The 12,693-nt window shown below is 63.6% G+C and carries 11 protein-coding genes; 5 read left to right on the plus strand and 6 right to left on the minus strand.

All coding sequences use genetic code 11. The features are described from left to right. Nucleotides 1-2: 2 nt before the first annotated feature. Nucleotides 3-1,001 (minus strand): glutaminase A, encoded by a 999-nt coding sequence (gene glsA / locus V1294_RS29185; RefSeq protein ID WP_334502001.1) that lies wholly within the window; start codon nt 999-1,001, stop codon nt 3-5. A gap of 523 nt (nt 1,002-1,524) precedes the next feature. Here glsA and V1294_RS29190 point away from each other — a divergent pair. Together V1294_RS29190 and V1294_RS29195 are read left to right on the plus strand one after the other, a co-directional pair. Continuing rightward, nucleotides 1,525-2,046, plus strand: coding sequence for a DUF1269 domain-containing protein (locus V1294_RS29190; RefSeq protein ID WP_334502002.1), 522 nt, complete (start codon nt 1,525-1,527; stop codon nt 2,044-2,046). Between the two features lie 296 nt (nt 2,047-2,342). Continuing rightward, the gene (locus V1294_RS29195) at nt 2,343-4,121 is read left to right on the plus strand and encodes a metallophosphoesterase family protein (protein ID WP_334502003.1); all 1,779 of its coding nucleotides are present in this window, start codon (nt 2,343-2,345) and stop codon (nt 4,119-4,121) included. On the opposite strand, the gene V1294_RS29200 is transcribed toward V1294_RS29195, so the two are convergent. Continuing rightward, a complete protein-coding gene (locus V1294_RS29200) occupies nt 4,118-5,110 on the minus strand; it encodes an AI-2E family transporter (protein WP_334478814.1) in 993 nt (330 codons plus the stop codon). The genes V1294_RS29195 and V1294_RS29200 overlap by 4 nt on opposite strands. A gap of 217 nt (nt 5,111-5,327) precedes the next feature. On the opposite strand from V1294_RS29200, the gene V1294_RS29205 reads away from it, so the two are divergent. Continuing rightward, nucleotides 5,328-6,935: a caspase family protein gene (locus V1294_RS29205; protein WP_334502005.1), complete on the plus strand. Its 1,608-nt coding sequence runs from the start codon at nt 5,328-5,330 to the stop codon at nt 6,933-6,935. A 72-nt stretch (nt 6,936-7,007) separates the two neighbouring features. Here V1294_RS29205 and V1294_RS29210 read toward each other — a convergent pair whose 3' ends face one another. From V1294_RS29210 to thiD, 4 genes are all read right to left on the minus strand, one after another. Next, complete coding sequence (locus V1294_RS29210; protein ID WP_334478811.1) at nt 7,008-7,997, minus strand: threonine ammonia-lyase; 990 nt, start codon at nt 7,995-7,997, stop codon at nt 7,008-7,010. Nucleotides 7,998-8,068: 71 nt separating this feature from the next. Next, entirely contained in the window at nt 8,069-9,124 is a 1,056-nt protein-coding gene (locus V1294_RS29215; protein ID WP_334489580.1) for a glycosyltransferase family 4 protein, read from the minus strand. Further along, nucleotides 9,124-9,936, minus strand: a complete 813-nt coding sequence (locus tag V1294_RS29220) for a UDP-2,3-diacylglucosamine diphosphatase (RefSeq protein WP_334502007.1) — start codon at nt 9,934-9,936, stop codon at nt 9,124-9,126. Before V1294_RS29220 ends, V1294_RS29215 begins: the two co-directional genes overlap by 1 nt. A 204-nt stretch (nt 9,937-10,140) precedes the next feature. After that, nucleotides 10,141-10,941 (minus strand): bifunctional hydroxymethylpyrimidine kinase/phosphomethylpyrimidine kinase, encoded by an 801-nt coding sequence (gene thiD / locus V1294_RS29225; protein WP_334502009.1) that lies wholly within the window; start codon nt 10,939-10,941, stop codon nt 10,141-10,143. A gap of 132 nt (nt 10,942-11,073) precedes the next feature. Between thiD and V1294_RS29230 the strand changes: the two genes are divergently transcribed. Both V1294_RS29230 and V1294_RS29235 read left to right on the plus strand, forming a co-directional pair. Further along, a complete protein-coding gene (locus V1294_RS29230; protein ID WP_029583462.1) occupies nt 11,074-11,319 on the plus strand; it encodes an Lrp/AsnC ligand binding domain-containing protein in 246 nt (81 codons plus the stop codon). Nucleotides 11,320-11,393: 74 nt separating this feature from the next. Beyond that, the gene (locus V1294_RS29235; RefSeq protein ID WP_334502012.1) at nt 11,394-12,464 is read left to right on the plus strand and encodes an Ldh family oxidoreductase; all 1,071 of its coding nucleotides are present in this window, start codon (nt 11,394-11,396) and stop codon (nt 12,462-12,464) included. Nucleotides 12,465-12,693: the final 229 nt, after the last annotated feature.

The following is a 12,693-nucleotide window of genomic DNA, read 5'->3' on the forward strand; positions in this document are numbered from 1 at the left end:
CGTCAGTTTTCCGGTTGCGATACGAACAAATCCATTCCCAGCCGCTGCGACAGGAATTTTGCCGCCAGTTGTCCCTTCACGCTGTTGCCGGCCGCATCGAGCGGCGGCGCGAAAGTGCCGAAGCCGCCCTTGCCCGGAGAAACCGCGACGATGCCGCCGCCGATCCCGCTCTTGCCGGGCAGGCCGATGTCGTAAAGCCAGTCGCCCGAGGTCTCGTACAATCCCGCGGTAATCATCGCAGTGAGCGCATAGTGGCAAACCGAAGCGTCAACCACGCGCTGCCGGGTAACGGGATTGACGCCACCGTCCGCCAGTGTCGCCCCCATCACCGCCAGATCTCTGGCGCTCACGTTCAGCGAGCACTGCCTGGTGTAGAGATCGGTCGCCTGCTTGGGGTCACAATAGATGCGGTCGTAGCTCTGCAGCAGCCGGGCGATACTGCGGTTGCGGTAGTTCGTCTGCGACGCCGAGGCGTAAACCTCCTCATTGAGCGCGAGCTTGCGACCCGCAAAGCGCGACAGCCCGTCGCGAATGAATTGCCATTGACCTTCCGCTGTCAGGCCCGGCACAAGACTCGTGGTCGCGATCGCACCCGCATTCACCATCGGATTGGTCCGGCCAGCGCCCTGCTCGACGGCGGCGAGCGAGTTGAACGGCAATCCTGTGGCGTTCGCACCCAGTCTTGCGCGCGCCTCCTCGGGGCCGACCGTCTCGCAAACCAGCGCGAACACGAACGGCTTCGACACGCTCATGATCGAGAATTTGAATTCGGTGTCTCCGGCCTCATAGATGCGACCGCTGGTGCCGGCCACACAGATCCCGAACAGTTCTCTCGGCACCCTGGCAAGCGCCGGATAGACTTGTGAATTGCGCCCTTCGGCATTCGACTTGAAACGCCGGTGGGCATCGGACACCAGCCTCTGTACCATCTCGGGCTCGGGCAGATGTCCCGTCGAGACGTATGGCCGCTCTGCTTGCACTGCGGTCGAAGGAAAGTCCATTGGACTCCTCCCGGCGGCTGAAACGATCTACCTGAGGATCGCCGAGCCGTTCAGCAACACGGATTGCGCGCCGAAAAGCGGCCTCCATCGACCGCTTCAGCTTCTTGTGACCTGCAATGAGCGTAGTGTTCGAAGGTGCATCGAGTCAATCACACAACCTTAAAGTAGGTTTGCGGCGAGTGTGTTCCGCTACAAAATTTTGTGACAAATCGCGCGACGCTGACGATGATGTCATCGACAAACCTCGGCGAATTAGCGACCAATTTGACCGAGCGCTGTCACGGTGATGAGCGCGATCAGCGAACCGTGATCCGTTCGCCCGCAGGTTGTGATAGCGTGGGACTTGTGCCGTACGCGGCTACCGAGCGACCCGCAACGCGCCGCTGATAAACGGCTCCGCGGGATCATCCTCGCCGCCGGCCGACTTGCCGGCAGCGGCGCTGCGCGGCGGAAGGAGCGTTGATCCGTTAACGCCCCGTTCGGCCTGCAGCAGGTCCATCACATCAAGCTGGAGGACACGGAGATGTCAGATCTGATCGCCATCATCTATCCATCCGAGGCAAAGGCCGAGGAAGTGCGGCAACGCCTGTTCAAACTGCAGAAGGAGTATCTGATCTCGATCAGCGATGCCGTGATTGCCGTGAAGACGGAGGCCGGCCCCGTCAAGCTGAACCAGCTCGTCAACACGACGGCCATAGGAGCCGTATCGGGCAGTTTCTGGGGACTTCTGATCGGCGTGATCTTCCTCAATCCCATCCTTGGTGTTGCGCTCGGCGCGGCTTCGGGCGCGCTCGGCGGTGCCCTGTCGGACTACGGCATCGATGACGCCTTCATGAAGGAGCTCTCAACAAGCATGCAACCCGGCAACGCGACGCTGTTCGTACTCATCAAGAACATGACGCCGGACAAGGTATTGCGGGAAATTCAGGACGCCGGCGGCACTGTGCTCAAGACGTCGCTGGATGACAGCAAGGAACAGAAGCTTCGCGACGCGCTCGCGAAAGCGAGCACCGGGCAGCCGGCGCCAAAAACGAATGCCGCTTAGCCCGCGGCAGCCAACTGAAGGATCAGCCGGTTGCGACTGTGGCGGCGTAGCCGGCTGCCTCTCGGAGTACGCTCGGTAAGGACGGCTGTGACATGCGCGCCGTGAGAGAAGCAAAGGCTGAAACAGCAAGGGCACCCAAACGAGCCGTTCTCGATACCATCGAGCGAATCGGAAACAGCGTCCCCCATCCCGTTGGATGTCTGCGCTCTGGATACTGCTTTTCGTCGCGTGGTATCTGTTGGGCCTGCCTTGGGGCGTGTAGCCGAAACAACGAGTGTCCGAAGCGGAGCCCGGTGATGACGAGGTCGACCGCGGAACGCGATTCAACCAGCACCAAAGACCGCATGCTGATCGATCCGCGCGATGGCGACATCGAAGACGATGCAGCAAGTCCCGGACAGCGGTCGCTGCTCGCGATCGCCGGAACCCTGCTCGTCGAAATCAGCCTGCCGAAATTGCTGTTCGCCTGGACGGTATTGCTGCTGCTGCCGGCCGTGCTGCTCGGCCTTGCGCCGCTGCTGGCGTCCGCCTGGTTTTCGAAATTGTCGGAACGTCTTGCCGCATTGACTGAAATCGGTGCGGCCGTCGCGCTGATCGCGGTTCTTGCGCTGGGGTGGATCGGATGGCGGCCGCTGTTTCGAATTGCCGAGACCAGTTTCTGGTCGCTCAACGCCCTCCTGGTCCAGCCCGGCTACGCGTTCGGACGCGAAGCGTTGCGGCATCTGACGGAACTGGTCGGAGGCAAAAACCTGACCCCCGCCGGCCGGGCGCGCCTGCGCAGCGCCAACTCGGTTGGCTCCGGCATCATGCTATCCGCATGCGCCGTGGCGATCGCGATGCTGGCCTGGCCTGCCTCGCGCTGGACCGGCAATTGGAGCGACATCGCCCTGCTGCATCGCCTCGTCGTGCCGATGCTTGCGAATGCCGTCGTGCTGGTGTCGGGATATCTGGCGATCGCATCGCTGGTCTGGGGCTTTGCCGACGCCAGCATGCCTCAACCGCTCGACCTTGCCGCGTTCGATGCTGCCTCGGCCGAAAGCCGGCGCTGGCGCATCGCGCATCTATCGGACCTTCACGTGATGGGCGAACAATATGGCTTTCGCATCGAAAGCGGACGCGCCGGCCCGCGCGGCAATGACCGGCTCGATCGGATCCTGGCGCATCTCGCCGCCATTCACGCGATCGATCCGCTCGACCACGTGCTGGTCAGCGGCGATATGACCGACGCCGGCCGCGCCGGCGAATGGGCCGCATTCCTCGACGCACTGGCGCATCATCCGGAGCTCGCGGCGCGGATGATCCTGTTGCCCGGCAATCACGACGTCAACATCGTCGACCGCGCGAATCCGGCCCGGCTCGACCTGCCGTTCAGCACCGGCAAGCTGTTGCGGCAAATTCGGACGCTGTCGGCGCTCGCCGCCGTGCAAGGCGATCGCGTGCACGTCGTCGACGCCGAGGGAAAGCCGATCGCTACGCTGCAGGCGACGCTGGCTCCGCACCGCGATGCGATCGTAGCCGTTGCCAAGCGCGGCGGCCTGCGCCGCGTGGCGGCGCTGCGCGGGCTGTTCGATGACCAGTTTCCGATGATCGTGCCGCCCGACACCGACGAGGGTCTCGGAATAGCCATCCTGAACTCCAACGCAGAAACCCACTTTTCATACACCAACGCACTCGGACTGGTGTCCGTCGAACAGACACGCCGCTTCGAGGCGGCGGCCCGACACTATCCGAGGGCACGGTGGATCGTCGCGATGCATCATCATGTGGTCGAGTATCCCATGCCGGTAAAGGCGTTTTCCGAACGCATCGGAACCGCATTGATCAACGGCAACTGGTTCGTGCGCAGGCTGGACGCATTGGCCGATCGCGCCATCGTGATGCACGGCCATCGTCATCTCGACTGGATCGGCGCGTGCGGCCGCTTGAAAATCATCTCCGCTCCGTCGCCGGTAATGAATGCGACTGATGATGCGACGACGTATTTCTACATTCACACCCTGGCGGCTGGCCCGGATGGGCGGCTGGATCTGCTGTCGCCGGAGCGCGTGGAGATTGCCGGCGCGACAGCGAGCTAGATTTTACCGGGCTTCGCCGGGTCGGGCCCGCCAAGCAGATCGGCGATCCAGCGGCTTGATGGATGCGCGGCGCAAAAAGTAAGTATCGCGAGCGCGATCGGCACGCCAATGAAGGTCCCGAACAGGCCCCACAGGAACGTCCAGAAGAAGATCGAAAACAGCACGACGACGGGCGAAATCGACAGCATGGTGCCGGCGACGCGTGGCTCGATGTAGCTGCCGACCGCGAACTGGATGATGTTCAGGCAAACGAAGACGCCGAGCACCGCCGGCCAGCTTTCGAATTGCGTCATCGCCAGCAAGGTCGGAAACAGCGTCGCGACGAACGGCCCGATGAACGGGATATAGTTGAGCACGAAGGCGATCACGCCCCACTCGAATGCGAATGGCAGTCCGGTAATCGCCGCGAAAGCGCCGACCAGCACGCCGGTCACCGCGCTCATCTTCGTCCGTACCAGCAAGTACCTTCGAAATTTCGTCGCGGTCGCCGCGCTGCCGTCGAGCAGTACTTGGGCCGCGGTACGATTATCCAGCCGCTCGATCTTCTGCCTGACATTGTCGACTTCGAGAAGTCCGAGCATGACGTAAACGAGCGCAATCACCCAGAAGGTCAGCGTGGTATTGACGCGCCCGGTGACATACTGCGTCGCGCGCAAGAGCCAGCCTACGTTGAAATGTTCGGCCCAAAGCCCTGCGACCGAAACGCCGTGGCCGTCCAGCCAAGTCACCATCGTCGAATAAAGGGCCTGGTAGCGCGGCAGATCCGCGACCAGCGATCGTCCGACGCGACCAAATCCCCAGGCCGCGAGAGAGGCAAAGCCGAGACAGATCGCCACCGTGACGACGACGGTGATCGCCAGCGCGACAAGCTTCGGCATCCACGACTGCAGCCGCTTCTGGACCGGCCACACGATGGCGATGATGAAAATGGCCGCCGCAAGCGGCGCGAACACGTTGCTCGCCTGAGCCGCAGCCGCGATGACCAGCACCGCCGCGATGATTCCGGTTGCGATCGTTAGTCCGAAGCTTACCCCATGTTGGGTTCCTTCGACCTTCCAGCAACCCGAGATTGTCAGCTGTCTTGAACCGCGGCAAGAGCCGGCCGCCTCCGGCAGCAAGCGTGACCGCCATCACGTACCGCAAGGGTAAAGCGGGTTAGCGTCCCCACAGCAAATCTCGCCACGAGATTCACGTGAGGAAGCCGCCATGTCCCGTTTTAAGTCATTGCTGTTATCTGCCAGCCTGCTGGCAGGCCTGCTGGGCTTCGCCGGCGCCTCTTTCGCCGAAGCCCCCAACGCCGACATCCGCAACGGCATGCAAACGCCACCGGCGGCGGACCAGCGCATCGCGCTGGTGATCGGCAATTCGAATTACCAGACCGCGCCAAAGCTCGCCAATCCCGGCAACGACGCGCAATCGATGGCGCAGCTTTTGAACTCGGCGGGCTTCGAGGTGACGCAGGCGACCGACCTGACGCGCAGCGACATGGTCAAGGTCGTGCAGGACTTCTCCGCCAGGGTCGCCGAGCGCGGCCCCGGCGCCGTCGCCATGATCTACTATGCCGGCCACGGCGTGCAGGTGGCGGGCGAGAACTATCTGCTCCCGGTCGATGCAAAAATCTCTTCGCCGTCCGATCTCGACCGCAATTCGCTGCGGCTGGTCGATCTGATGGGCACGCTGGAATCGATCCAGAGCCGGATGCGTATCGTCGTGCTCGACGCCTGCCGCAACAATCCGTTCCCGGAGGTCAATGACACCGGGCGGGGCCTTGCCATCGTCGACGCGCCGAACGGCTCGATCGTCGGCTACTCGACCGCGCCGGGCATGGAGGCGCAGGACGGCGACGGCAACCACAGCCCGTATACGTCGGCTTTCCTGAATGTCGCACGCGAACCGAACCTGCCGATCGAGCAATTGTTCAAGCGCGTCCGGCTCGAAGTGAACAGCGCGACCAAGGGCCGTCAGACGCCGTGGGAAAGCTCGTCGCTGACCTCCGATTTCTATTTCTTCGGCGATACGGCGGTTGCGGCAAGCCGCTCGCCGGATCGCCGCCCGATCATGCAGGCTGCGGCTAATCTGCCGTCGCGTTCGGTGCGCCAGGCCTACGACTACGTGCTGTCCGAAGGCTCGCCCGAGTATTATGAGGAGTTCATCCGGCTCTACCCGCATGACCCGCTGTGCGACCACATCCGCGTGCTGCTCGGCAACCTGCAGGTGGCAAAGGCGTGGCACAAGGCGGTGCTCGCGAACTCGCCCTTCGCCTACAAGACGTTCCATGACAATTATTCCAACAGCCAGTACGCCAAGTCTGCATTGAAGCTGCAGGCTGCGCCGAAGGCGGTGCATCTGATGCAGTTCACGCATCTGGCGAAGCAGTCGCCGTCGTTCAAGTCGGGGAACTTCGGCCACGCGCCGACGCTGGGTATCTCCAAGGGCAATCTTGGCGCCCAGGCTCATATACCCTCGCCATCGAAGATCGTTACGCTGCCCGCCAAGGGCGGGATCGCCCCGGCCAATATTGGTAACAACGGCAAAGTGGGTAAGGTCACGACCTTGCCTGGCAAGATCAACACGAATCCCGTCAACACCGGCAAGGTCGCGAAATTGCCCGGCAGGTTCAACAACAATTCGGCACGGCTCACCAACAGGCCGACGGTCAACACCGCGCCGCGTCGTTTCAACAGCGGTATGGGCGGAGGCTTCAGCCAGCGCGTCGCCGCAAGCCCGTCGCGCAATTCATTCGCCCGCAGTTCGTTCGGCGGCAGTTCGTTCGGCGGCCGTTCGTTTGGCGGCGGCGGCTTCGGACGGCGCTGACGGGAGAGCTTCGTACAAACGCGAAACCGGGCAGAGCACACGCTCTGCCCGGTTCCGTTTGAGATGGGATGATCAGGCGACCAGCTTGGCGAACAGGTCCGCGTCGACATTGCCGCCGGAGAGCACGATGACGACGTTCTTGCCCCTCGCATCGATGCGACCGGCCAACAGCGCGGCGAGGCCGACGGCGCCGCCCGGCTCGACCACAAGCTTCAATTCCCGATAGGCATAGGCGACCGCCGCGCCGACTTCCTCGTCGGAGGCGATCACGCCATTCGCCAGCAGCTTGCTGTTGATCGAGAAGGTGAGTTCGCCCGGCATCGCCGCCATCAGCGCATCGCAGATGGTGCGGCCGGCGGCATGATGGGCCTCGCGGTGGCCGGCGCGCAGCGACAGGCCATGATCGTCATAGTCCTTGGGTTCGGCGACGATCACCTGCGCTTGCGGAAATTTTGCCTTCACCGCCGTCGCAACGCCGGCGATCAGCCCGCCGCCCGAGGCCGGTGCCACCACGATATCGGGGACGAGCCCAAGCGCCGTCATGTCTTCGGCGATCTCACGGCCCGCGGTGCCTTGTCCGGCGATCACGAAGGGATCGTCATAGGGGCGCACCAGCGTCGCGCCGCGCTTCGCAGCAATGCCGTTGGCGATCGCTTCGCGGTCTTCCTTGTCGCGGTCGTAGAGCACCACCTCGGCGCCGTAGCCCTTGGTGCGCTCGCGCTTGGTGACGGGAGAATCCGCAGGCATCACGATGGTGGCCTGCATGCTGAGGATCTGCGCCGCCGCCGCTACGCCCTGGGCGTGGTTGCCGGAAGAGAACGCGACCACGCCGCCGCCGCGCTTGTCCTGCGGGATCGAGGCCAGCTTGTTGAAGGCGCCACGGAACTTGAACGATCCGGTCCGCTGCAGCATTTCGGGCTTCAGAAACACCTTGGTCCCGACGCGTTCATTGAGAACGGGGAACGACAACAGCGGCGTCCGCACCGCAAAGGGCGCGACCACTTTGGCGGCGGCCTCGATATCGGCCGCGCCAATGGGTGGATTTTGGATAGATTCTGGCATCCGCAATTTGTATCGCGGTCGCCGACGGGCGGGCAAGACGATTTACCGTGAATTCAGCATTACCCGTGAACTCAGGCGGCGAAATGCGGATCTTCCGTGCCAAATTCGGCCACCTCGCCTTCCGGCAGGACCGGGCGGGTGGTCAGGGCATGCTCGACAAAGACCCGCGCGGAGGCCTGCCAGCTGTAGCCGGTGGCGAATTCGACGCAATCCTGCCGCGAAACCTGCAGCGCCTCCAGGCAGGCCGCGCGCAGGTCGTCGTCCAGGACGCCGACCGGCGCCGAGCCGATCACGTCTCGCGGACCGGTGACCGGAAAGGCGGCAACCGGCAGGCCACTGGCCAGCGCCTCCAACAGCACCAGGCCAAACGTGTCGGTCTTGCTGGGAAATACGAAAATGTCCGACGCCGCGTAGATTTCAGCCAGTTCCTCGCCGTGCCTGGCGCCCAGGAACACGGCGTCCGGATATTTCCGCTCCAATGCCGCTCGGGCCGGCCCATCGCCGACGACGAGCTTGGTGCCGGGCAGATCGAGGTCGAGGAACGCTTCGAGATTCTTTTCGACCGCGAGGCGCCCGACGCTGAGATATACCGGCATCGGCAGACAGAGATCGACGCTGCGCGGATGAAACAGCGAGGTGTCGACGCCACGCGACCACAGCACCACGTTGCGAAAGCCGCGCATGCGCAATTCGGCCGCCAGCGCCGGCGTAGCCGCCATCACCGCCTGGCTCGGCCGATGGAAGGCGCGCAGCACTCGCCAAACCCAGGCTTCCGGTATCGGCGAACGCGCCGAAACATATTCGGGAAAGCGGGTGTGAAAGCTCGTGGTGAACGGCACGCCGCGCTTGCGGCAATAGCGCCGCACCAATAGCCCGATCGGGCCCTCGGTCGCGATATGAATGCTGTCGGGCTTTGCCGCCTCGATCAGCTTTGCGATTTTTGCCGGATATGGCAGCGCCAGCCGCAGATCGGGATAGCTCGGCATCGCAAAAGTGCGAAACGATTGCGGCGTCAGGAAGCTCACCTCGACGCCAAATCCCTTGGCCGCCTCTGCCATCATGGTCAGCGTGCGAACCACCCCGTTGACCTGGGGATGCCACGCATCGGTCGCGACCAGGATATGCATCATGCGGCGCGCGCCGCGACGCGGGGAACCGGCACCGTCCTTCGCAGTGGATCGGTCCAGGTGATGATCTCGAACCGGCCGTCCTCGTGCTCGGCGAGCGCAGTGCAGCTTTCCACCCAGTCACCGCAATTCATGTAGCGGATGCCATGCTCGTCGCGGATGGTGGCGTAGTGGATGTGGCCGCAGATCACGCCGTCGGCGCCGTGCCGCCGCGCCTCGCCGGCCAAGGTCTTTTCGAACGCGCCGATATAGTTCACGGCGTTCTTGACCTTCAGCTTCGCCCATTGCGACAGCGACCAATAGGGCACGCCGAACATGCGCCGGAAGAAATTGACGAGGCGATTCATCTGAATGGCGAAATCATAGGCCTTGTCGCCGAGATGGGCGAGCCAGCGCGCGTTCTGCACCACGAGGTCGAAAATATCGCCATGGATGACGAGATAGCGCTTGCCGTCGACGCCCTCATGAATGGTGTTCTCCACCACGTCGATACCGCCGAAATGCGTGCCGTAATAGTTGCGCAGGAACTCGTCATGATTGCCCGGCACGTAGATGACCTTGGCGCCCTTGCGCGCCTTGCGCAGCATCTTCTGCACGAAGTCGTTGTGCGATTGCGGCCAGTACCAGCTCGACTTCAGCGCCCAGCCATCGACAATATCGCCGACGAGATAGATGGTGTCGGCGTCATGGCTCTTGAGGAAATCCAGCAATCGATCGGCTTGCGAGCCGCGGGCTCCGAGATGAACATCGGAGATAAACAAGGTGCGAAAACGCCGTTCCGGGCTTTCTTCACTCAAGGAGTCACTACCCATACCTGTCCCCTGACAGATTTCTGTGACAGGGCGATGACTGTTCACGCCGCGATATTTCCGCGAGAATCACTGCCGCGCCCCCCACTTGCGGATAGCAGCGCGATGCGACAGGCAGGCGACAGTGGAGAGGCAATACGTAGCCGGATGGAGCCAACGGGGCGCGCATTCACGCGACCCGTTGGCTCCATCCGGGCTACGCTTGCTTCAATAAAACTTGTGAAAATGATGGATCGGCCCGTGACCGCGGCCAACGCTGAAACGGTCCGCCTCCGCAATCGCAGCGCTGACCCAGGCCTTGGCGTTGCGCACGGCGCTGTCCATGCCCTCGCCTTTCGCGAGCTCCGCGGCAATCGCCGAGGAGAGCGAGCAGCCGGTGCCATGGGTATTTTTTGTGGCGATGCGCGGCGCGGCGAGTGCGGTGACACCGGAGGAATCTATCAGATAGTCGATGCTCTCGGCGCCCTCCCCGTGGCCGCCCTTGATCAGCACCGCCTTGCAACCGAGCGCCAGCAATCGCCTGCCTTGTTTCTCGACGGCGGCTTCGTCCGCCGCCACGCCTTCGTCGAGCAGCGCTGCGGCTTCCGGCAGATTGGGCGTGATCACCGACGCCAGCGGAATGAGCCTGGTCCGCAACGCGTCGACGGCTTCGGTCGCGAGCAGCCGGTCGCCCGAAGTTGCCACCATCACGGGATCGAGCACGACATGCTTCGGCGCCCAGCGCTTGAGCCCGGCGACGATGGCATCGATGACCGGCGGGTGCGCCACCATGCCGATCTTGACCGCGCCGACGTCGAGATCTGAAAACACCGCGTCGATCTGCGCGGTCACGAACTCCGCCGGTACCTGGTGGATGCCGCTGACGCCCGTGGTGTTCTGCGCGGTCAGCGCCGTGATCACGGAGGCGCCGTAGACGCCGAGCGCGGCAAACGTCTTGAGGTCGGCCTGGATGCCCGCTCCTCCAGAGGAATCCGAGCCGGCGATGGTGAGCGCGATCGGCGTCGTCATCGCAAGCCTCGCGCAAATCGTGTGGTGAGGGCCATGAATTGTCCTACCGCGGCAGGGCACGGGCGGCAAGCTGGCTTGCCATCCCCGGCGGTTTTTGGCCTATTGGGGCCAACATTTTTGGAGACGACAGCGATGGTTCCCTTCTTCGTCCAGTTCAAATGCAAGCTCGGCCAGTCCTATGCCGTCGCCAATGCGCTCGCGGAGGCCGAGATCGCCTCGGAGATCTATTCCACCGCCGGCGATTACGATCTGCTGGTCAAATTCTACGTCGATAACGACACCGACATCGGCCATTTCGTCAACGAGAAGGTGCAGGTGATTCCGGGCATCCAGGACACCCACACCATCATCACCTTCAAGGCGTTCGGCACCGGCTAGCAACGGCGGCCCCCGCCTGCCCGCCATCGCCGTTAACTTTGCCCGGCGCGCGGCTATGCCCGCGGCCTCAGTGAGTGTCCGTCCTGTCCGATACATCAGTCACCTTTGACCGGTTGAAGGCCTTCATCGAGCAGGCGCTCACCGCGGTGGGCTTGCCGGACGCCGATGCTGCAACGGTCGCGGCCCTGATGGCGGAGGCCGACCTGCAGGGATCGGACGGGCACGGCGTCAGCCGGTTGCCGCAATATGTCCGGCGGATCAAAGCCGGCGGCTTCAACGTCCGGCCCAACATCCATGTGGTGCACGAGCACGCCGGCACCGCCGTCCTGAACGGCGACAATGGCATGGGCCACCTCGTGATGAAACGCGCGGCCGGGATGGCGATCGAAAAGGCGCGCAGCACCGGAATAGGCTGGGTCAACTCGCAGTTCAGCAACCATGCCGGCCCCGCCTCGCTCTACGCCACGATGCCGCTCGCCCATGACATGATCGGGCTCTACTTCGCGGTCGGCAACGCCAATCACCTTCCGGCCTGGGGCGGCCTCGACATGCTGCTGTCGACCAATCCGATCGCAGCCGCCATTCCGGCCGGCGACGAAAACCCGATCGTGCTCGACATGGCGACCACGGTCGCCGCCTACGGGAAAGTGAAAACCAAGGCGCTGCGCGGCGAGACCATGCCGGAGGGCTGGATGATCGATCGCGAAGGCAAGCCGCTGACCGACCCGAAACGCGCCGACGAAGGCATGCTGCTGCCGCTCGGCGGCATGGAGGCCGGATACAAGGGCTACGGCCTTGCGATGATCATCGGCCTGCTCGCAGGCACGCTCGGCGGCGCCGCGATGGGCCGCGACGTGATCGACTTCAATCACGACGACGACAGCGTCACCAACACCGGACAGGCGGTCGCCGCGATCAACATCGCAGCCTTCGGCGACATTGCCGTCTTCAAGCGAAGCGTCGATTCGCTGGTGCGCGATTTCCGCAACAGCCGGCGTATGCCGGGCGTGGACCGCATCTGGGTGCCCGGCGAACGCAGCCATGAAACGCGCCTCAGGCGGACCAGCCTTGGCATTCCCATAGCGCCTGCGCTGCTGCGGGGGCTGGACCAGGTCGCCGACGATCTTGGGCTTGCGCGGCTCTAGGCCGCGTCCTGCGGCTGTGATGGCGGCCGGGGGCTGGAGGCCGCCGCATCCGTGTGCTGCCGCCGATGAAGCCGCCTCGCGGGCGGTACCCATTAACCATCCCAGCGGATTTGCATGCTTTTGCCATAAGAGCATCATTCTACCGCCTTGATATTTTTGATTACCTAAGGCGTCGTCAATCGGAGGGCTCCGCGGCGGGGGACGTTCCGAGGGGGAAATAGTCGCGAGT

The sequence above is a fragment of the Bradyrhizobium sp. AZCC 1678 genome (assembly GCF_036924765.1).
GTDB classification, from domain to species: Bacteria; Pseudomonadota; Alphaproteobacteria; order Rhizobiales; family Xanthobacteraceae; genus Bradyrhizobium; species Bradyrhizobium algeriense.